Genomic DNA, 19293 nt, shown 5'->3' on the forward strand with positions numbered 1-19293 from the left:
ACTTAAAGCTTGAAGAGTGGTGATTCGATGCCAAAAACCCTCGACATTGCAGAATTCAGGAATATGGTAGCAAAAACGAAAAAGTTGCACGAAGACCTTTCTTCCCTATCCCATAAGATGGATAATATGGACGATGAGGTGAAATGCAATAGGGATTATGGGTTGTCCCGGCGCTCTTCTGAATTATATTATAAATCTGATTTACTTTCTGCCTATAAACGCAAGGGTTAATAATCCTTGCTCATGTGCGGCTTTATGGCCGAATATATCTAAGTGACAAGTATTTATTTATGGAACGGGTCAATATGGCAGGTAAAAAGAAAGGAAACAATCCGTCTGGCAGTGATGATTCTTTCAGTGATATTACTGATATGATCGAACAGATGATACAGAGATTCGGAGTGGGTATAGAAGAATTCTCTGATGAACCTTTCATTTATGGTTTTTCTATTACACAACGTGCCAATGAGGATCCTGAAATCAGGGAATTTGGCAATATCCCATCTGATTATAATGATTTTGAAGAAGAAATTGATCCTTTGGATGGTCCCATATCCATAGATGAGAAAAAGCCTCTGATAGATGTTCTTGAAATGGATGGGGAAGTGTATGTTACCGCAGAAATTTCGGGCATGTCCAGAGATGATATTTCTGTATGTGCAACAGACCAGTACCTGGAGATCAATGCTTCCAATAAACATTATACATATTCCGAAACTCTCGAAATGCCTATTAAAGTAGATCCAAATAGTGCAAAAGCAACTTTCCATAATGGTGTTCTTGAGGTAATATTTTCTGTTATGGAAGAATCCGGGAAAGTAGATATTAAAATCAATTGACCTTTCTCATTTTTTTGGTGGTGCACCGGATGGGTAGTTTTGGGAAGAAAGTACTTGTAGTGGATGACGAAGCGCATTTACGTGACCTCCTTCAAAGTTTGTTGGAATTGAATGATATGTCTACATCGTGTGCTTCCAGCGGAGAAGAATGTCTTTTGATGCTTGAATCTTCCCTGCCGGATCTTGTCCTTCTTGATGTTATGATGCCGGGCATGGATGGATGGGAAGTTTTCCACCGTATTAAAGAAAAGTACGAAAATTTGCCGGTTGTTCTTCTGACTGTCAGGAATCATGATTTTGACAAAATGATGGGATTGGATATTCTCAAAGCTGAGGATTATATTACCAAACCCTTTGACAACGATGAACTCATAGAACGTGTTTGTAACCTTCTGGATTAATCTTTTTCAACAAGTGGCTCGCAGATAATTGCAGAGCTGTCAGTAATATAGAGGTGAATTGCTTTGTCGCCATTTAATCCGGCTTCTATACGATTACGGAAATTCCAGTAATTGTCAGGGTTGATTTTTCCTCTTATCAATGCATTTTTGGCATTTAATTCTTTAAGTTTCCTATTGATATCTTCAACAGAAACCTTTGTCTCTGCCAGCACAGTGTACTGGTTTTTAAGTAAAGGGGACTTCAATTTTTCATCAGATGTCATTAATGACCTTTTCGAATCAATTCGGAACAAATATGTCTTATTATCTCCCTTACTCATTTTTTCTGCAAGTTCGGGTAGAAGATCTGCTTTCACAACAGATGGTTCTGGTTCATATGCAAATTTTTTCATTATTTCTGATTCGGGGATTTCTCCTGTCCCGCTGCTACACAATGATTCCTCGGAAGGCAGTGTGATGGCGGATCGATTGCATCTTTTGAGATGGTTGAAGTATAATGTAAGACGATTGATTTTGCCATTAAGGGACAGGTATTCCATTTCACAATCAAAGGGAATCCTTTCTGGAGTCAGCTGAGGGGGTACTTCAAAGGCGAATCCTTTTGTCCGGGATGAATAAGCATTAATCATATCTTCTATGGATGGTGTAATGCTGGAAATTAAACGCCTCTCCTCTTTAGGGGGTCTTGCAGGATCAGAAAAAACGACATCGAGTTCAGGAAGTTTATGTATTATTTCAGGGTCAAGGGCGTCACCACAGATAAATTCGACATTGTCAACTCCATATAGTTGACAATTCTTTTTGGCATGTTCTATCTTTACAGGGTCGATTTCTATGGCATAGACTTTTTTGCACTCCTTTGCAAAGAAAATGGTCTGCCCGCCGATGCCACAACTTATATCCGCCAGAACATCACATTTAAGTCTACTGGCCCTGTACTTTGCTACAATTTCGGGAGTTGCAAAGCGCAATCCATCATGGTCAGAATTTATAGATTTGGTGAATTTGTCTTTGTTTTTCATTGAAGTCCAATGGTTTATTGTTGTTTTTAAAGGTGTTGTTTCCTGTATCACTGTTTTTGGTCCAAAGCATTTATATACCTAATATGACATCATACAGCCCAAGCTGAGAATATAGTATGTATATGGTACATACTTCGCAGGTAGGCAAAAAGTGTGGAAATGTAGGATTTAACATAGACCATCAGTGGGCCAATTCAATGAAAGCCCCCATGCATGCGCGTTGTGTATGTGTGGATGGTAGATGTGTAAATCTTTTTGTGATGATGTTGCAGTATTGCTGCTCCTATCCGCATAACGTAGAATATCCATGTTGAGCTCAAACCTTGATAGGTAGCCCAACACACTTTTTTGTTAATTCAACCTGCGTAAGCGATTGAACATAAAAAAATTCAAGGAGAATACAAGTGCCAACAATACACAGACCAAGGCGAGGTTCTCTAGCGTTCAGTCCACGCAAAAGAGCAAAGAGCCACATCCCAAGGTTCAGGTCATGGCCTGAAGCTGAAGGTGAGCCAAAATTGCAGGGATTTGCAGGTTACAAGGTCGGAATGACCCATGTAATTATGATTGACGATGCCAAAAACAGTTTGACTGAAGGCGCTGAGATTGCCGTACCTGTTACTGTTATCGAAACACCGCAGATTGGTATTGCAGCAATACGTGCCTATAAGGACACTCCTTATGGAGAAAAAACAATTTCAGAGGCATGGTCAGCAAATCTGGATGGCGACATTGGACGCAGGATAAAGACTCCCAAAAATTACGATACGGAAAAATCACTTGAAACTATGGCTTCCATTGTGGAAGAAGGGAACGTTTCCGAGATTCGTGTGATCACATATACAATCCCATCTTCTGTAAATGGAATTCCAAAGAAGAAAGCGGATATTATGGAAACTGCAATTAGCGGTTCCGATGTAAAAGCCAAGTTTGAGTATGCAAAGTACATACTTGGAAGCAAGGTTGGAATCTCTGATATCTTCTCGGAAGGCAATATCATCGATGTGGCCGCTATCACAAGGGGCTACGGTACTGAAGGGCCTGTGAAAAGATGGGGTATCCAGCTGGCAAAGAACAAACACTCTCGCCAGAGCAGTCTGCGTCAGGTAGGTACTCTTGGGCCGTGGAATCCACCACATGTAAGCTGGAGAGTTCCACAAATGGGCCAGGCCGGTTACCATCAGCGTACCGAGTATAACAAACGTATCCTGAAAGTATCTTCTGATGTGGATGAAGTAAATCCTGCAGGAGGCTTTGTGAACTACGGCCTTGTTGGTGGAGATTATATCCTTGTAAAGGGTACTGTCCCCGGTCCTTCCAAGAGACTTATCAGGCTCAGGGAACCAACCAGGCCAAAGACATCTGCTGTGGGAGAACCTCAGCTTATGCATATAAACACACAGTCCAGGCAGGGGTGAGATAAATGGTCACAGCAAATATTCTTGATATTTCAGGTAATTCCAAAGGTGAAATAACCTTACCCGATGTTTTCGAAGAGATTTACAGGCCGGATCTTATCAAAAGGACCGTGCTTTCTTCCCAGTCTAAAAGGTACCAGCCCTATGGTCCCAAGATGTATGCCGGAATGGAAACTTCTGCAGTATCCTGGGGGTCCGGTAGAGGTGTTGCTCAGATCCCAAGGCTTGTCAACGGAAGCCGGGTTGCAAGAGTGCCCCAGGCAGTAGGCGGAAGGCGTACCCATCCACCAAAACCTGAAGCTGACAGGACTGAGAAAGTTAACAAAAAAGAGAAACGTCTTGCAGTTCGCTCTGCAATAGCAGCTACAATTAATGCAGAACTCGTGAAAGGACGAGGTCATGTATGTGACTCTTCCCTGCCTCTTGTAGCAGAAAATGCCCTGCAGGATGTTGAGAAAACAGCAGAAGTTATTAAATTCCTCGAAGCAGCAGGTGCTTATGATGATGTCCTGCGTGCCAAAAACAGCCGTTCCATCAGGGCCGGTAAAGGTAAGATGAGAGGAAGGAAATACAAAAACAAAAAGAGTGTTCTGATCGTTGCCGGTTCAGAAAGTCCAATATTCCGCTCGGCACGTAATCTGCCAGGTGTGGATGTTACAACAGTAGATTCACTTTATACTGAATTACTTGCACCCGGTGCAAAGGCAGGACGACTGACGGTATGGACAGAATCCGCAATATCCAGTCTGGAGGACATGTTCATATGAGCGCTATTAAATTCCCGTTCATCACCGAAAAAGCTATGACGCATATGGAGGATAACAAACTTCAGTTTGTTGTCGATACCCGTGCCAACAAGAGCCAGATCAAGGAAGATGTGATAAAGATCTACGGTTTCCCCGTAAAGTCCGTTTGCACAACGACAACGATGAAGGGAGAAAAAAAGGCTCTTGTCACATTTGATGAAGTAGATGCAGCACACGAGATTGCTACACGTATTGGTTTGATGTGAGGTGTTGATTTATGGCAAGACGAATTATATCACAGAACAGGGGTCGTGGAACACCTACATACAGGGCACCTTCACATCGCTATAAAGCTGCTCTTAAGCATCCTTCAGTTGAAGAAGGCAGCACAATTTTTGCCGATGTGGTGGAAATTGTCCATGATCCAGCAAGATCTGCCCCCATCGCAAGGGTTTCCTTTGAAAGTGGCGAAGAACGTTTAATTCTCGTTCCGGAAAGTATCGGTATAGGAGATCGCATTGAGTGCGGTATCTCTGCAGAGATCAAACAGGGTAACATTCTCCCGCTGGCTGAGATTCCGGAAGGTGTACCACTCTGCAACATAGAATCCAAACCAAACGATGGTGGAGCTTTTGCTCGTTCATCCGGTGCCTATGCTACCCTTGTGGGTCATGAAAGGAATAGGACAGTTGTCCAGCTTCCTTCAGGTGAAATGAAATGGCTGAATCCAAAATGCAGGGCATCTATTGGGGTTGTTGCTGGTGGCGGACGTGCCGAGAAGCCTTTCCTGAAGGCCGGTAAGAAGTATCACAAATTGAGATCCAGGGCAGCCAAGTATCCGAGAGTTTCCGGTATTGCAATGAATGTTATTGACCACCCATTCGGTGGAGGTAACAGGCAACATCCCGGCAAACCAACTACCGTAGGCAGGAACGCCCCGCCTGGCAGGAAAGTAGGACAGATTGCAGCCCGGAGGACCGGAAAGCGTTAAATGAGGTGTATATATGGCTAAAAAAACTTCATCAAGGTTACCAAAGAGGAAAGGAGAATATACCTATCGGGGCAAATCTGTGGATGAGCTCAAGGAATTGAGTATTGAGCAATTCGCCGAACTTCTTCCCGCAAGGGAAAGGAGGACCATTCGCCGTGGGCTTCCCGATGGGCATAAAAAAGTCCTGGAGAAATTCAGGGCTGGAAAGGATAGTGTGCGAACCCACCACAGGGCAATGATAATTTTCCCTGAAATGGTAGGTAAGCAAATTGCGGTTTACAACGGTAAAGAATTCGTAAGTGTAGATGTACAGCCTGAGATGGTAGGTCACAGGTTTGGAGAATTCGCACAGACAAGAGGCAGAGTTTCCCACGGAAGCGCTGGTGTTGGTGCAACCCGTTCCAGTAAATTCGTACCACTTAAGTGAGGTGATTGTTAATGGCAAGAATTGATTATTCAACGGAACTTGAGCCAGCAACAAGTGCCAGAGCTATGGGTTCAGAGCTACATATCTCTCCCAAGAAGTCACGTGAACTCTGTCGGGAGCTTAAAGGAATGCGTTCTACATCTGCAAAGAATTATCTTGGAGAGGTAATCGATTTCAAAAGGGCTGTACCATTCAGGAGGCACAATGACAGTCTTGGGCACAAGAAAGGTCCAATGGCAGCAGGTCGTTATCCTGTAAAAGTGGCTGCAGAAGTTCTCAAACTTATAGAGAATGCTGAGAGCAATGCGGAATACAAGGGTCTTGATCCTTCTCACATGTACATAAACCATGTTTCTACAAAGAAGGGCAGGGTTATCCATGGAATGCGCCCCAGGGCTCGTGGAAGGGCTACCCCCAAGAATACGGAGACTGTAAATATCGAAATTATTCTGAGCGAGGTGCGCTAAAATGGCAGTAGAGAAGAAATTTGTTGAGGATGGCTATGTAAAAGCCTCGCTTGACGAATATTTCGCAAACCAGCTGAGCCGTGCCGGTTATGGTGGCATGGAGATCAATCGAACCCCGATGGGGACGCAGATTGTTGTTTATTCCGAAAAACCCGGTATGGTTATAGGTAAGGCCGGAAAGGTCATCCGAAGACTCACAAGAGATGTCGGGCGTCTTTATAATCTTGATAACCCTCAGATTGATGCACAGGAAGTAAAGAGGCCAGAACTGAATGCCCAGATGATGGCAACAAGGCTTGCTTCTTCCATTGAACGTGGCTGGTATTTCAGGAAAGCAGGTCACAATGCAATGCGTGCCATTATGAATTCCGGTGCTCTTGGGTGTGAAATAATCCTCTCCGGAAAGGTTACCGGTGCAAGGTCAAGAGTCGAGAAAATGGTAAACGGCTATATCAAACACGCAGGAAAACCTGTTGATGATATTGTGGACGAAGGGTTCGCAGTAGCCGTTAAAAAACTCGGTACAATTGGCTGTAAAGTGAGAATTATCCATCCGGGTGCTGTGTTGCCAGATTCCTACCACCTTAGAGAGGTTGTGGAAGAGGCAGTTGCAGAAGTTGCTCCTGAAGAAGCTGAAAGTGCTGGCGTTGAAGAACTTGTGGAAGCAGAAGCAACCGGTGAAGTTGCAGAAGCTGAAGATGTTGAATCCACAGAAGAAGCAACAGAAGCAAAAGCTGCTGAAGAAGTACCTGAGGCAGAACCGGAAGTTAAAGCAGAATTCGAAGAAGTTGAATCCACTGAAGGCTCTGAAGAAAATGTTCCGGAACCTGAAGATGAACAACTTCCAGGTGAGCAGCGCAGGCTTGTTGAAGGTGTATGGCAGCACAAGCATGAAGGACATGATTACTGGCATCCCATGGCACGTGTTCACAGGGGGGATAACTGATGGCAATCCTTCGTGTAAAGGAAATCAGGGATATGTCTCCCCATGAAAAAGTAGATGAACTTGAAAAACTCATGAACGAGCTTATCAAGGAACGTGCCCTTTCCTCTGCAGGTGGCGCGCCTGAAAATCCCGGTCGTATTAAGGAACTTAAGAGGACGATTGCGAGAATAAAAACAATCCAGAGGGAAATGAAGGAGATATAAATTGGATATATCACCCCAAAACCTGATCTATCACGAATTGATAGGATTGATGGTTGAGGTGGTTGATTCTACCAATCAATATCTTGCAGGCATTAATGGAAAAATAGTTGATGAAACACGTAACATGTTGGTAATCGAGGTCGAAGATATGTACGAAAAACAAGTACCAAAAATGGGTTCCACATTTGTGTTTCATCTTCCAGTTGGTTCTGGATGTTCCCCGGCCACATCAGTAGAGGTCGGGGGCACCCTCTTGCTCTCACAACCCGAAAACAGGACCAAGAATATCAGGAAATTACGCATGAGGTAATAATCATGGCACGAAACATTGGATTGGATGTTCCTGAGCCTTCCGAAGAATGTGACGACGTAAATTGTCCTTTCCATGGCACTCTTCCCGTAAGGGGACAGGTGTTGTCTGGAAAGGTAGTCAGTGACAGTATGGACAGGACAGTTGTAATCCAGCGAAAATATGATAAATTCATCAATAAGTACCAGCGGTACGAGAAACGTCAGTCAAAGATACATGCTCATAATCCTTCTTGCATTGATGCAAAGGAAGGGGACATTGTAACAATAGCAGAATGCCGTCCCCTGAGCAAGACCAAAGCTTATGTAGTTGTTAAGGCGGAGGCACAGGTATGAAAGGAATGCGTTCCAGTGTCCCCAAATGCCTCAACGCCGGTGCACGTATCGACTGTGTCGACAATACGGGTGCAAGGACTGTGGAAATTATTTCTGTCAAGAAATACCGTGGTGTGAAGAACCGTCAGCCAAAAGCAGGTCTAGGCGATATGTGTGTTGTTTCTGTCAAGAAAGGAACTCCTGAAATGAGAAGACAGATCCTCCACGCAGTAGTTGTCAGGCAGAGGAAAGAATTCCGCAGGCCGGATGGAACCCGGGTTAGCTTTGAGGATAACGCAGTGGTAATCACAGATCCCACCGGTTTTCCCAAAGGAACAGACATCAAGGGTCCCATTGCCAGGGAAGTTGCAGAACGTTTCCCCAAGATAGGGACTACAGCATCAATGATTGTGTGAGGTAATCAATATGGTGTCAAAACAGCCAAGAAAACAGAGAAAGGCACGTGGCACTGCCCCTCTCCACGTCAAACAAAAATATATGAAGGCTCCTCTTTCCCAGGACCTGCGTTCCAAGTACGGGCGCAACGCAACTGTAGCGGTAGGCGATACCGTACAGATAATGCGTGGTGACCATGCAGGAACAAAAGGATTGGTAGAAGGTGCTTCTCTAAAAAGTGGAATGATTGTGATTGAGGGCGTCTACGTCACCAAGGCAGATGGGACTGAAGTGCCCAGGCCGCTTTATCCGTCAAATGTAATGATTACATCACTGGATTTGAAAGATAAACAGAGAGAATCAAGATTATTAAAGAGCAGGTGATAGTGTGGGCAAACATCAAAAGAGAATATCTGTCCCGAAGAGCTGGCAGATATCCAAGAAATCTAGAAAATGGATAACCTCTACAAGGCCAGGCCCTCACAACAAAGACCAGAGCGTACCTCTTGCCGTAGTGCTTCGTGATATGCTTGGCATAGTGGATAACAGGGCAGAGGCAAAAAGAGTCCTTTCCGAAGGGAAAGTTCTGGTTGACGGTGTAGTACGGAAAGATGTTCGTTTACCCGTAGGGATAATGGATATTATTACCATTCCTTCCGATAACACTTCTTACAGGGTTTTGCTTGACAGAATGGGAAGGCTTTCCCTCCAGAAAATGGAAGGTATCGAGGAAAAGAAGCTTTGCAGGATTGACGGAAAGACCTGTATAAAAGGTGGCAGGTTACAGCTTAATCTCGACGACGGGTCCAATGTGCTTGGATCAAACGATTACAACAGGAAGGATTCTATTGTGATGTCCATTCCTGGTAAAGAGATCCTCAAGCACATCGAATACAAAGAAGGTAATCTTGCCCTGATTGTAGGCGGTAGCCACACCGGAGAGGTCGGAAAGATTGCCGAGATAAACACCGTTCTCAGTTCCAAGAAGAATACGGTCTCCATTTCAGGAGCAACCGATTTCGAAACAATTGAGGATTATGTTTTTGTAATTGGCGAAAACGAACCTGAAATTGCAATGGGTGGTGAGCTGATTGACTAATCCCATGAGAGATCCCAGGGTTGACAAGGTAATTGTCCATATGGGTGTAGGAGAGAGTGGTCAGCATCTTGTTGATGCAGAAGGAATATTGTCAACTATCACCGGACAGGGAGTTGTCAGATGTTATTCCAGAAGAACCATGCCTTCCTTTGGTATCAAAAAGCATGAGCCAATAGGATGTAAAGTAACCCTCAGGGGAAAGAATGCAGAAGATTTTCTTTCAACGTCGATTAACATCATTGAGAAAAGACTTTCTGCTTCCCAGTTTGATAATGATGGAAACGTGGCTTTTGGAATAGAGGAGCACACTGATTTCCCTGGAATGAGATATGATCCGAATATCGGTATCTTTGGAATGGACATAAATGTCATAGTAAACCGTCCGGGTTACAGGGTCAAGAAAAGGCGTGCTTCAAAACATAAAATCTCCAGTTCACATAAAATAACAAAGGATGATTCAATTTCATTCTTCAAGGAGAAATATGCGGTGGAGGTCGTATAATGGTACAAACCAAGAAAAGTTTTGGACGTGGTGCCAGCGAGTGCAGAAGATGTGGTCGTAAGCAGGGATTGATCCGTAAATACGGCATCTACCTTTGCAGGCATTGTTTCAGGGAAGTAGCCCATGAAATGGGTTTTGAAAAATATACATGAGGTGATTGATTATGGTATTATTAGATCCTCTTGCAGATGCTCTGTCGGTAATTAAGAATGCAGAATCCGTAGGTAAACAGGAATGTACCGTCAAACCTGCATCAAAACTGATTGGCAACGTCCTGAAAGTAATGAAAGAATCCGGATATATCGGTGAATTTGAGTTTGAAGATGACGGCAAAGCTGGTCTCTATAAGGTTGAACTTGCCGGAAGGATAAACAAATGTGGTGCTATTAAACCCAGACATTCAGTAGGTGCTGATAACCTCGAAAAATGGGAAAAGCAATTCCTTCCTGCAAGAAACTTCGGTACATTAATTCTCACTACTCCTGCTGGGGTAATCTCCCAGTACCAGGCACGTGAGCAAAATGTCGGAGGTCAGCTCCTTTCGTTTGTCTACTGAAGATAAGGGGAAGTTGATATGGTTAAAGAAACGAAAAAGGCAATCCCAATCCCTGAAGGTGTGACAGTTTCTTATGAAAATAAGGCATTCACCGCCTCAGGAGAAAAAGGTACCAACACAAAGCGTCTCTGGTATCCCGGGATCACTATTACCGTTGATGAATCTGAAGTAACTGTGGATTGTCAGTCCGTAAGGAAAAGGCAAAAAGCAATGGTTGGAACCTTTGCTTCTCACATACGCAATCTTATGGATGGTGTTGTCAATGGTTTTGAGTATAAGATGAAAGTAGTTTACTCTCACTTTCCAATGCAGCTTAAAGTTGAAGGAGATAAATTGCTTATCAATAATTTCCTTGGTGAGAAAAGAGCAAGGGTTTCCAGAATAATTGGTGAAACCAAAGTCAAAACCAGCTCTGATGAAGTGACAATTACTGGCATCAACAGGGAAGATGTAGGACAAACTGCTTCCAATATGGAACAGATTACCCGCATCAAATCTTTTGATCCCCGTGTATTCCAGGACGGATTATATCTTATTGAGAAGAGTTGAGATAGGTGGTCTTAATGGAAGAGAATACTGATTTAAAATGTGGGCTTTTCGAAGATGCCGAATGTAAAAGGCTTTTTAAGGCACGCAAAATCCAGAAAAGTAAAAAACCCACTTTCAAAAGAGCGGGTTCCCACAAATTCAAGCGTCTTGATTCCAACTGGAGACGTCCCAGAGGTTTGCAGGGCAAACTGCGTAGACATTATGTTGCAAAGGGTGCTATCGCACAGGTAGGTTATGGAAGTCCCAAAACAGTAAAGGGGTTACATCCATCCGGCTTTGTAGAGGTGCTTGTGCACAACCCGGCTGATGTGGAAGATATCGATGCCTCCATACAGGCAATCCGTATATCCGGCAAAGTCGGCGGCAGGAAAAGAGCTCTTATTGAATCCAAAGCGGATGAAATGGGTATAAAGATATTCAATCGCAAAGGAGGTCAGTGAGATGACAAATCTCAACAACCAGCGCAGGATCGCATCTAAAGTATTAGGGTGCGGCCTGAACCGTGTCTGGCTTGACCCCGAAGCATCGGAGGATATCGCTGCTGCGATCACAAGGGAAGATATTCGTGAACTTGTTGAAAGTGGTAATATTAAGTCTGCACCGGTAAAAGGTGTAAGTCGTGGCAGGGCTCGTGCAAGGGATGCCAAGAGGAAATATGGCCACAGAAAGGGTCATGGATCCAGAAAAGGTAAGAAAGGTGCAAGAAACCCTCGTAAAGAGCAATGGATGAAAAAGATCCGTGCACTTCGTCGCAGGCTCAAAGAACTTCGTGATGATGGTACACTCGACAGATCCACCTATTGTAAGGTTTACAGGAAAGCCAAAGGTGGGGAATACAGAAGTGTTGCTCATCTTGAAGCTCACCTGGATATCGGAAAAGATGAATGAGTATTGATTAAAATGAATTTACATATTATATGTTGGAGGATAAATCATGGCAACAGGCCCCCGTTATAAAGTTCCTTTCAGAAGACGAAGGGAAGGGCGTACTGATTATCACCAACGTCTGAGACTGCTCCTTTCAAAAGAAAATCGTCTTGTTGTTAGGAAAAGTATTAGGAATGTCAGGATACAGCTGGTAATTCCAAATAATGAAGGAGACGAAACTCTTGTCTCCGCAATTTCAGGCGAATTGGGCAAATACGGTTATGAGGGATCTACCAGCAACACCACTGCAGCTTATCTTACAGGCTTGCTTTTTGGAAACAAAGCGCTTGCTGAAGGCTATGAAACAGGTGTTCTGGATATTGGATTACAATCTCCCTCTGCCGGTTGTAAAGTCTATGCAGCTCTTAAAGGTGTAGTGGATTCCGGAATGGATATCCCGCACAATCCTGCTGTATTCCCATCAGATGAGCGCATAAGTGGAGAACATGTGGCAGAATATCTTGAAGGATCAAATCTGCCAGAGGTTTTCGAGGCGACAAAAGAAAAGATCCTTTCGGATTTCAATTAAGGTGGTTATATGGCATATCAATATGAAGAAGATTGGGTTCCTCTTACAAGACTTGGCAGTCTGGTAGCTGAAGGACAGATAACTTCCATGGATGAAGCTATTGAGTCAGGTTTGCCAATCAGGGAATCTAATATTGTGGATATACTGTTACCCGGTCTTGAAGATGAAGTACTTGATATTAACATGGTTCAGAGGATGACTGATTCTGGAAGACGTGTCAAGTTCAGGGCAACAGTTATTGTAGGAAATGGTGACGGGTATGTAGGTCTTGGTCAGGCCAAAGACGGACAGGTTGGACCTGCTATCCGCAAGGCAATTCGCAACGCTAAGATGAACATTACTCGTGTAAAACGTGGCTGTGGTTCCTGGGAATGTGGTTGTGGACTTCCACATACTGTTCCTTCCGAGGTGCGTGGCAAAGCAGGCAGTGTTAATGTAGAACTCAAACCAGCTCCCAGGGGTCTTGGTCTTGCTGCAGGGGACACTGCAAGAAAAGTGCTTGAAAAGGCCGGTATCAAGGATGTCTGGACAAGGACCGAAGGTCAGACCAGAACTACCCTCAATTTTGCCAAAGCAACTTACAATGCTCTCAAGCATACCGGTACAATTAGGGAACCTCTCAAAATGGAATGTAAGGAGGCCTGAAAATGTATGCGGTTATAAGAATGCGTGGAAATGTTAATGTCAGGAAAACAATTTCTGATACATTAACTATGCTTCGCCTGAATCGTATAAATCACTGTGTGATACTCGATGAGACACCCAATAACAGTGGTATGATCCAGAAAGTGAAGGACTACGTGGCTTATGGTAAGATTGACGCACAAACCCTTGCCCAGATTCTTGCCAATCGTGGTAAAGTTGAAGGTGGGATTTCCCTTACCGATGAATACATTGCTGAAAATACAGATTTTGATTCGATTGCTTCTTTTGCAGAAGCTGTTTCCGAAGGCAAAGCCAGTTTTTCCGCAGTTCCAGGTCTGAAACCCGTATTCAGGTTGCATCCTCCAAGGAAAGGTCATTCAGGTATCAAGAGACCTACTCAGAAGGGTGGGGTACTTGGTAACCATGATGAAAACATCAATGTTCTTCTTAACAAGATGAGGTGAGATCATGGGTAAAACTCAAACAAAGAAGTACAGGGGTTCCAGAACCTGTGGTGGCGGTACTACCAAAAACAGGCGTGGTGCTGGAAACCGCGGTGGGCGTGGCAGATGTGGCGAAGTGAATCACCACTTTGTCCTTGCACTCCAGGGTGGTTACACCCACGGTAAGTATGGATTCAAACGTCCTTTGAAATCAATTCATGAAGTTTCCATTGTAAATGTGGGTGAACTTGATGAACTTGCAGACCAGCTTGTAGTGGATGGTCTTGCAAATGTTGAGGATGGTGTCTATAAGATCAATCTTGCAGACCTGGAAATTGAAAAAGTTCTGGGCTCAGGAAAGGTTAACAAAAAAATGGAAATTACAGCATCCAGTTTTTCCGGATCTGCTCGATCAAAGATCGAGGAAGCCGGCGGATCATGTGTTGCTATAAAAGAGTAATGTCTAAATGACATTACTCTTATTAACCTGTCCGATATATTTACATTTATATATTACAATATTGGAACCCGGCAAAAGGTGTAATTGATGAGCTTTAAGGAAAGTTTAGAACCGTTTTTTAACAGATTACCTGCTGTGGCAAGTCCGGAAGGGCATGTTCACTTCAAGAATAAACTGCTGTGGACTCTGGGGATCCTCATGCTGTACTTTGCTCTTGCAAATGTACCTCTGTTTGGGCTTTCCTCGGAATCCATTGACCTATTCGAACAATACAGGGCTTTCTTTGCTGGAGCTTCTGGTTCTTTGATGCTTCTTGGTATTGGGCCTATTGTTACTGCATCCATTGTTCTTCAGCTTCTCACAGGTGCAGATATTATAAAACTGGACATGTCAGATCCCCGGGATCAAGCATTTTTCCAGGGTGCCCAAAAGTTCCTAGTATTCGTTATGATTGTACTTACTGCGCTGCCTCAGATTATTGGAGGTTACATTCAGCCTGATGCAGGTATTGCCGCATCTCTGGGAGTGGGTCTGGGAGTAATTACATTCCTGATATTCCTCCAGATATGTGTGGGTGGAGTATTGATCCTCTTTATGGACGAAATTGTTTCCAAATGGGGTATTGGATCTGGTGTAGGACTTTTCATTGTTGCGGGTGTTTCTCAGCAGATTGTGACTGGTTTAATTAACTGGGTACCCGATTCATCAGGATTGCCTTCCGGTATTATTCCCAAATGGCTTTATATCATCCAGAATGTAGGAGCAGATTATCTTTTCTCCGGTGATGGTTTCATGTTTATCCTGATACAGGGTGGGATATTGGCGCTTATCACTACAGTTGCAATCTTCTTTTTGGTCGTATATGCAGAAAGTACCCGTATTGAAATTCCTCTTGCACATAGTTCTGTGAAAGGGGCAAGAGGTCGTTTCCCTGTGAAATTGATCTATGCTTCAGTTCTGCCGATGATCCTTGTCAGGGCACTACAGGCAAACATACAGTTAATCGGTCTTATGCTTGCAGGTCGGGGTATTACAATTTTTGGAGAATACTCCGGTTCAACCCCTATAAACGGGTTAATGTATTACTTGGCTCCTATCCATAGTCCTTATGACTGGATTCCTTCTTTAGTACAGGAAACCTTTACAGGTTATGGTGTGGCTGCCCCTGAACTCTGGCAGATTGGTCTCCACGTAATTGTGGATGCAGCCTTCCTGATTGCCGGTGGTATCATATTTGCGCTGTTCTGGATAGAGACTACAGGAATGGGTGCCAAACCCACGGCCAGAAAAGTGTTTAATTCCGGTATGCAGATTCCCGGTTTCAGGAGAAATATTGGCAGTATTGAAAAGGTAATGGACCGCTATATTCCCAAGGTTACTATAATAGGTGGTGCATTTATCGGTGTTCTGACATTGGTTGCCAGTTTGCTTGGTACCATTGGTGGAGCAGGTGGTACAGGTCTTCTGTTGACTGTAAGTATTGTCTACAGGTTGTATGAAGACATCGCTTCTGAACAGATGATGGAAATGCATCCAATGATGCGGTCTTTCTTCGGACAGGAGTAATATTAGGAAGTAAAAATATGAATGTGGTGTTATTTGGGCCACCGGGTGCCGGAAAAGGCACCCAGGCCAAAGAACTTTCCAGATACTATGATATTCCCCATATCTCTACGGGGGATATCCTCAGGGCCAATGTAAAGCAAGGAACCGAACTGGGCAAAAAGGCGGAGCATTACATGAACCGCGGAGAACTTGTGCCCGATGAAGTTCTGATAGGTATTATTAAAAATCGTCTGGCAGAACCTGATTGCAAGAAAGGTTATTTGCTGGATGGTTATCCCCGTACAATACCACAGGCTGATGCCCTGGATGGTATTCTTGATGAAATCGGAATGCCACTGGATGTCGTGCTGAATATTGATGTTCCGGATGAAGAACTTGTAGGACGCCTTTCCGGTCGTTACATGTGTAAATGTGGTAACAGTTATCACATAAAGTTCAATCCTCCAAAAAATGAAGGTCTCTGTGACTCCTGTGGGGGACAACTGTACCAGCGTGATGATGATAAGGAAGAAGTCATTCGCCAGCGTTTGGAATCCTATAAAAATAAGACACAGCCATTGATAGATTATTATGCTAACAAGGATTTAGTGGTGCATATCAATGGCGAAAAGGACATAAAGGATGTATTTGATGATATTCGTGGTGTCCTTGATAAATATGTGAATTGAATTTAATGAAAAATGTCGGTGATGGTTGCCTTGGAAAATGCAAAATTAAAACAGCTGCTTGAAAGATTTGTCATAGCTGTAGGTATATCTCTTATGCTTGGAATCGTTCTGATTGGCGAGGAAGGCAGGGAAATAATCGGATCGATTGTGGGAATTATAATGGACCCAATCATCATGCTGGTTGGTGAGAGTAATTTCCATGTTATGCTTTTTATCATGGCTGCCATTACTGCTCTTTATGCTTCTCTTATCCAGAAATATACTATTGACTGGGAACTTATGCGCAGTACTCAGGAGCGTATGAAATCTTTCCAAAAGGAGTATCGTGAAGCGCAGTTGGCCCAGAACAATTACATGATCAATAAACTGGATGAGCAGCGTAAGGAAATGATGTCTGACCAGATGGAAATGTCCAAGCAGCAGTTCAAGCCAATGGCCTATATTAGTATTATATCCCTTCCACTTTTCATGTGGGCATATTACTACATAAGTGAACATGGTAGTGCTGTACTTACATTCCCCTTCATGGGTGAGACCCTTCTGACAACTCCTATAATCGGGCCTATCCAGTACTGGATATTCTGGTATTTTATCACTTCTCTGGCTATCAGTCAGGTTGTGCGAAAGGCTCTGGATATCGGTGGCGTGTGAATGCTTCTTACTATAAGCGGTCTTCCGGGCAGTGGAACCACCACCGTGTCCCGCATGCTCGCCTTGCATTATGACATCGAAATGATTTCAGCAGGTGACGTTTTCCGCAATCTTGCAAAAGAACATTCCATGAGTCTGGGTGAATTTGGAAAACTTGCCGAATCCGATCCTGCAATAGACAGGATGATTGATGAGAGACAGCAAGATATTGCTTTAAGCCGGGATAACATAATTCTGGAGGGCAGGCTTGCCGGTCATATGGCAGGTGATGAAGCACTGTGTATATGGCTCAAAGCATCCCGAAAGGTCCGTGTTGAACGTATCGTTGGGCGTGAAGGTTCTTCTTTTGAAGCAAAACTCAACGAAACAATAGAAAGGGAATCTTCCGAAGCTTTGAGATATCGCGAAATATATGATATAGATATAAATGACCTTTCAATCTATGATCTGGTGATCGAGTCAAACCGCTGGAACCAATACCAGATATGTGATATATTAAAGGCCGCAATTGATAATCTGGGTGGGTTTTTTAACGAATAATATTAATGCTGATTACGATTTAACCCGACAAAGGGAATATATTCTCAAAGCAGCTGCTCATACAGATCCGTCTTATGGTTGTCCTCCTCTTAAGCGTCCTCTCTCTTTTTACATCAGGATGGGAGTGGTAAACCTTGACAAACCTGCTGGGCCTACAAGTCATGAGGTCACTGCGTGGGTCAGGGATATGCTTGAACTTCCCAGAGCAGGCCATTCAGGGTCCCTGGATCCACGTGTGACAGGGGTCTTGCCGATTATGCTGGGTAAGGCAACAAAAGCTGTCTCCGCACTTCGTCTTTCAGCCAAGGAATATATCTGCCTCATGCGCCTCCATGAAAATGTTCCTGAAGAACGTGTGCGAAAGGTATGCGATGAATTTACCGGTCCTATATACCAGACCCCTCCTGTAGTTTCGGCAGTCAAGCGTGCTATCAGGACGCGCAATATTTATTCCTTTGATGTTCTGGAAGTCGAAGACGATCTTGTACTTTTCAGGGTTAGATGTGAGGCAGGAACCTATATACGCAAACTCTGTCATGATATCGGGCTTGTGATTGGCTGTGGGGCCCATATGCAACAGCTCAGAAGGGTTGGTACAGGACCATTTGATGAGTCATCGCTTGTCACTCTGCATGACCTGAAAGACGCTTTTGTATTCTGGCAGGAAAATGGTGATGAAGACCATTTGCGTCGTATTATTAGGCCAATGGAGGAAGCCCTTGTACACTTGCCGCACATCACAATCCGTGATTCCGCCGTGAGTGCGATTTGTCATGGGGCAGCACTTACAGTACCGGGTATTGTCGGTCTCGATTCTGATGTCCAAAAAAAGGCTGATGTTGCTGTTTTTAGTTTGAAAGGTGAAGTTGTTGCTCTTGCAAAAGCATCAATGGACTCATCTGAGATCCTGGATTTATCCAGCGGAATTGCTGCTATCACCGAAAGAGTAATAATGGATGCCGATGTTTATCCGAGTCGCTGGAATACAAAACGTATGCAGCGTACATGAAATCATATTTGCTGAGGTAGTCTAGCGGTACGGCGCAAGCCTGGAAAGCTTGTGGGGCTTGACCCCTCGGGAGTTCGAATCTCCCCCTCAGCGTCTCTCTTTTTCAATAGGTGTTAAGATCTAATAGGGATTATTTGCAGAAAGTTACTTTTGGTTTATGTGTCTGTTTTTAGCTTCTTTAATTACATTGATTGCATTTTCCAGACTTTTCCATCCGATTATCTCCACATCTTTATTTTCTAAGTTTTTATACGTCTCAAAAAAATGAGTAATCTCCTTTAACAGATGAGGTGGGACCTGATCTATTATTTCTATGTGTATCCACAATGGGTCACTTTCCGGAACACATAGTATCTTTTCATCTCTGCCTTTATCATCCTTCATATCAAATAGTGCAACAGGGTGCACATCTATCAAACAACCGGGGAATGTGGGTTCCCATGTTAATACCAATGCATCTAAAGGGTCTCCGTCAAGTGCAAGGGTGTTGGGAAAGAAACCGTAATCACAGGGATAGACCATCGAAGAAAAAAGCATCCTGTCAAACTTTATCATTTCCTTTTCCTTGTCATACTCATATTTATTTCGACTTCCTTTTGGAATTTCTATAAGTACACTTTCAATTTGTCTTTTAACCATCTTCACACCTTGTTTTATTATATTTGCCTC

34 protein-coding genes and 1 tRNA gene are annotated in these 19293 nt (G+C 43.7%); 33 read left to right on the forward strand and 2 right to left on the reverse strand.

Features of this window, described 5'->3' with window-relative positions; genetic code table 11:
* Positions 1-27 precede the first annotated feature (27 nt).
* Genes BHR79_RS06890 through BHR79_RS06900 form a run of 3 tightly spaced genes read left to right on the forward strand, consistent with a single transcriptional unit; the run spans position 28 to position 1240 of the window.
* The gene (locus tag BHR79_RS06890; protein WP_072561661.1) at positions 28-231 is read left to right on the forward strand and encodes a hypothetical protein; all 204 of its coding nucleotides are present in this window, start codon (positions 28-30) and stop codon (positions 229-231) included.
* Between the two features lie 59 nt (positions 232-290).
* Positions 291-839 (forward strand): Hsp20/alpha crystallin family protein, encoded by a 549-nt coding sequence (locus BHR79_RS06895; protein WP_234970437.1) that lies wholly within the window; start codon positions 291-293, stop codon positions 837-839.
* A 29-nt stretch (positions 840-868) separates the two neighbouring features.
* Positions 869-1240 (forward strand): response regulator transcription factor, encoded by a 372-nt coding sequence (locus BHR79_RS06900; RefSeq protein WP_072561663.1) that lies wholly within the window; start codon positions 869-871, stop codon positions 1238-1240.
* Here the strand turns inward: BHR79_RS06900 and BHR79_RS06905 are convergent.
* Positions 1237-2262 (reverse strand): methyltransferase domain-containing protein, encoded by a 1026-nt coding sequence (locus tag BHR79_RS06905; protein WP_072561664.1) that lies wholly within the window; start codon positions 2260-2262, stop codon positions 1237-1239. The genes BHR79_RS06900 and BHR79_RS06905 overlap by 4 nt on opposite strands.
* A 116-nt stretch (positions 2263-2378) precedes the next feature.
* Between BHR79_RS06905 and BHR79_RS10520 the strand changes: the two genes are divergently transcribed.
* The 30 genes from BHR79_RS10520 (at position 2379) to BHR79_RS07050 (ending at position 18717) form a co-directional block, all read left to right on the forward strand.
* On the forward strand, positions 2379-2576 hold the full coding sequence (locus tag BHR79_RS10520) for a hypothetical protein (RefSeq protein WP_143743571.1): 198 nt from the start codon (positions 2379-2381) through the stop codon (positions 2574-2576).
* A 90-nt stretch (positions 2577-2666) separates the two neighbouring features.
* Positions 2667-3680, forward strand: a complete 1014-nt coding sequence (locus BHR79_RS06910) for a 50S ribosomal protein L3 (RefSeq protein ID WP_072561665.1) — start codon at positions 2667-2669, stop codon at positions 3678-3680.
* 5 nt (positions 3681-3685) lie between these two features.
* A complete protein-coding gene (gene rpl4p / locus BHR79_RS06915; RefSeq protein WP_072561666.1) occupies positions 3686-4447 on the forward strand; it encodes a 50S ribosomal protein L4 in 762 nt (253 codons plus the stop codon).
* Positions 4444-4692: a 50S ribosomal protein L23 gene (locus BHR79_RS06920; protein WP_013037805.1), complete on the forward strand. Its 249-nt coding sequence runs from the start codon at positions 4444-4446 to the stop codon at positions 4690-4692. The genes rpl4p and BHR79_RS06920 overlap by 4 nt, the downstream gene beginning before the upstream one ends.
* Positions 4693-4703: 11 nt before the next feature.
* A complete protein-coding gene (locus BHR79_RS06925) occupies positions 4704-5417 on the forward strand; it encodes a 50S ribosomal protein L2 (RefSeq protein ID WP_072360003.1) in 714 nt (237 codons plus the stop codon).
* Positions 5418-5430: 13 nt separating this feature from the next.
* Entirely contained in the window at positions 5431-5844 is a 414-nt protein-coding gene (locus tag BHR79_RS06930; RefSeq protein WP_072561667.1) for a 30S ribosomal protein S19, read from the forward strand.
* Positions 5845-5855: 11 nt separating this feature from the next.
* Complete coding sequence (locus BHR79_RS06935; RefSeq protein ID WP_072561668.1) at positions 5856-6311, forward strand: 50S ribosomal protein L22; 456 nt, start codon at positions 5856-5858, stop codon at positions 6309-6311.
* 1 nt (position 6312) lies between these two features.
* Entirely contained in the window at positions 6313-7257 is a 945-nt protein-coding gene (locus tag BHR79_RS06940; protein ID WP_072561669.1) for a 30S ribosomal protein S3, read from the forward strand.
* Entirely contained in the window at positions 7257-7460 is a 204-nt protein-coding gene (gene rpmC / locus BHR79_RS06945) for a 50S ribosomal protein L29 (RefSeq protein ID WP_072561670.1), read from the forward strand. Before BHR79_RS06940 ends, rpmC begins: the two co-directional genes overlap by 1 nt.
* Position 7461: 1 nt before the next feature.
* Positions 7462-7770: a ribonuclease P protein component 1 gene (gene rnp1, locus BHR79_RS06950; protein WP_072561671.1), complete on the forward strand. Its 309-nt coding sequence runs from the start codon at positions 7462-7464 to the stop codon at positions 7768-7770.
* Between the two features lie 5 nt (positions 7771-7775).
* Complete coding sequence (locus tag BHR79_RS06955) at positions 7776-8105, forward strand: 30S ribosomal protein S17 (protein ID WP_072561672.1); 330 nt, start codon at positions 7776-7778, stop codon at positions 8103-8105.
* Positions 8102-8500 (forward strand): 50S ribosomal protein L14, encoded by a 399-nt coding sequence (locus BHR79_RS06960; RefSeq protein ID WP_072561673.1) that lies wholly within the window; start codon positions 8102-8104, stop codon positions 8498-8500. Before BHR79_RS06955 ends, BHR79_RS06960 begins: the two co-directional genes overlap by 4 nt.
* Positions 8501-8510: 10 nt before the next feature.
* The gene (gene rplX / locus BHR79_RS06965) at positions 8511-8864 is read left to right on the forward strand and encodes a 50S ribosomal protein L24 (protein ID WP_072561674.1); all 354 of its coding nucleotides are present in this window, start codon (positions 8511-8513) and stop codon (positions 8862-8864) included.
* 4 nt (positions 8865-8868) lie between these two features.
* The gene (locus BHR79_RS06970; protein WP_072561675.1) at positions 8869-9579 is read left to right on the forward strand and encodes a 30S ribosomal protein S4e; all 711 of its coding nucleotides are present in this window, start codon (positions 8869-8871) and stop codon (positions 9577-9579) included.
* 4 nt (positions 9580-9583) lie between these two features.
* Complete coding sequence (locus BHR79_RS06975) at positions 9584-10081, forward strand: 50S ribosomal protein L5 (protein WP_072562333.1); 498 nt, start codon at positions 9584-9586, stop codon at positions 10079-10081.
* Positions 10081-10233 carry a 30S ribosomal protein S14 gene (locus BHR79_RS06980; protein WP_013037793.1) on the forward strand — a complete coding sequence of 51 codons (153 nt, stop codon included), beginning with the start codon at positions 10081-10083 and terminating at the stop codon, positions 10231-10233. The genes BHR79_RS06975 and BHR79_RS06980 overlap by 1 nt, the downstream gene beginning before the upstream one ends.
* An 11-nt stretch (positions 10234-10244) precedes the next feature.
* Positions 10245-10637, forward strand: coding sequence for a 30S ribosomal protein S8 (locus tag BHR79_RS06985; protein ID WP_013037792.1), 393 nt, complete (start codon positions 10245-10247; stop codon positions 10635-10637).
* Between the two features lie 18 nt (positions 10638-10655).
* Positions 10656-11186 (forward strand): 50S ribosomal protein L6, encoded by a 531-nt coding sequence (locus BHR79_RS06990; RefSeq protein WP_072561676.1) that lies wholly within the window; start codon positions 10656-10658, stop codon positions 11184-11186.
* A gap of 14 nt (positions 11187-11200) precedes the next feature.
* A complete protein-coding gene (locus tag BHR79_RS06995; RefSeq protein ID WP_072561677.1) occupies positions 11201-11626 on the forward strand; it encodes a 50S ribosomal protein L32e in 426 nt (141 codons plus the stop codon).
* Position 11627: 1 nt separating this feature from the next.
* Positions 11628-12074, forward strand: coding sequence for a 50S ribosomal protein L19e (locus BHR79_RS07000; protein WP_072561678.1), 447 nt, complete (start codon positions 11628-11630; stop codon positions 12072-12074).
* 46 nt (positions 12075-12120) lie between these two features.
* The gene (locus BHR79_RS07005) at positions 12121-12642 is read left to right on the forward strand and encodes a 50S ribosomal protein L18 (protein ID WP_072561679.1); all 522 of its coding nucleotides are present in this window, start codon (positions 12121-12123) and stop codon (positions 12640-12642) included.
* 9 nt (positions 12643-12651) lie between these two features.
* Positions 12652-13287, forward strand: a complete 636-nt coding sequence (locus tag BHR79_RS07010) for a 30S ribosomal protein S5 (RefSeq protein WP_013037787.1) — start codon at positions 12652-12654, stop codon at positions 13285-13287.
* A 2-nt stretch (positions 13288-13289) separates the two neighbouring features.
* On the forward strand, positions 13290-13751 hold the full coding sequence (locus BHR79_RS07015) for a 50S ribosomal protein L30 (protein WP_072561680.1): 462 nt from the start codon (positions 13290-13292) through the stop codon (positions 13749-13751).
* Between the two features lie 4 nt (positions 13752-13755).
* Positions 13756-14190: an uL15m family ribosomal protein gene (locus BHR79_RS07020; protein WP_072561681.1), complete on the forward strand. Its 435-nt coding sequence runs from the start codon at positions 13756-13758 to the stop codon at positions 14188-14190.
* Between the two features lie 87 nt (positions 14191-14277).
* Positions 14278-15756, forward strand: coding sequence for a preprotein translocase subunit SecY (gene secY, locus BHR79_RS07025; protein WP_072561682.1), 1479 nt, complete (start codon positions 14278-14280; stop codon positions 15754-15756).
* Positions 15757-15773: 17 nt separating this feature from the next.
* The gene (locus BHR79_RS07030; RefSeq protein ID WP_072561683.1) at positions 15774-16424 is read left to right on the forward strand and encodes an adenylate kinase; all 651 of its coding nucleotides are present in this window, start codon (positions 15774-15776) and stop codon (positions 16422-16424) included.
* Positions 16425-16445: 21 nt separating this feature from the next.
* Complete coding sequence (locus tag BHR79_RS07035) at positions 16446-17075, forward strand: DUF106 domain-containing protein (protein WP_072561684.1); 630 nt, start codon at positions 16446-16448, stop codon at positions 17073-17075.
* Entirely contained in the window at positions 17076-17615 is a 540-nt protein-coding gene (gene cmk / locus BHR79_RS07040) for a (d)CMP kinase (RefSeq protein ID WP_072561685.1), read from the forward strand. It begins immediately after the preceding gene.
* The gene (locus BHR79_RS07045) at positions 17596-18624 is read left to right on the forward strand and encodes an RNA-guided pseudouridylation complex pseudouridine synthase subunit Cbf5 (protein ID WP_083433126.1); all 1029 of its coding nucleotides are present in this window, start codon (positions 17596-17598) and stop codon (positions 18622-18624) included. The genes cmk and BHR79_RS07045 overlap by 20 nt, the downstream gene beginning before the upstream one ends.
* A 10-nt stretch (positions 18625-18634) precedes the next feature.
* A tRNA-Ser gene (locus tag BHR79_RS07050) sits at positions 18635-18717 on the forward strand.
* A gap of 51 nt (positions 18718-18768) precedes the next feature.
* Here the strand turns inward: BHR79_RS07050 and BHR79_RS07055 are convergent.
* The gene (locus BHR79_RS07055) at positions 18769-19263 is read right to left on the reverse strand and encodes an inorganic diphosphatase (protein WP_072561686.1); all 495 of its coding nucleotides are present in this window, start codon (positions 19261-19263) and stop codon (positions 18769-18771) included.
* Positions 19264-19293 lie beyond the last annotated feature (30 nt).

Source organism: Methanohalophilus halophilus (assembly GCF_001889405.1).
GTDB classification, from domain to species: domain Archaea; phylum Halobacteriota; class Methanosarcinia; order Methanosarcinales; family Methanosarcinaceae; genus Methanohalophilus; species Methanohalophilus halophilus.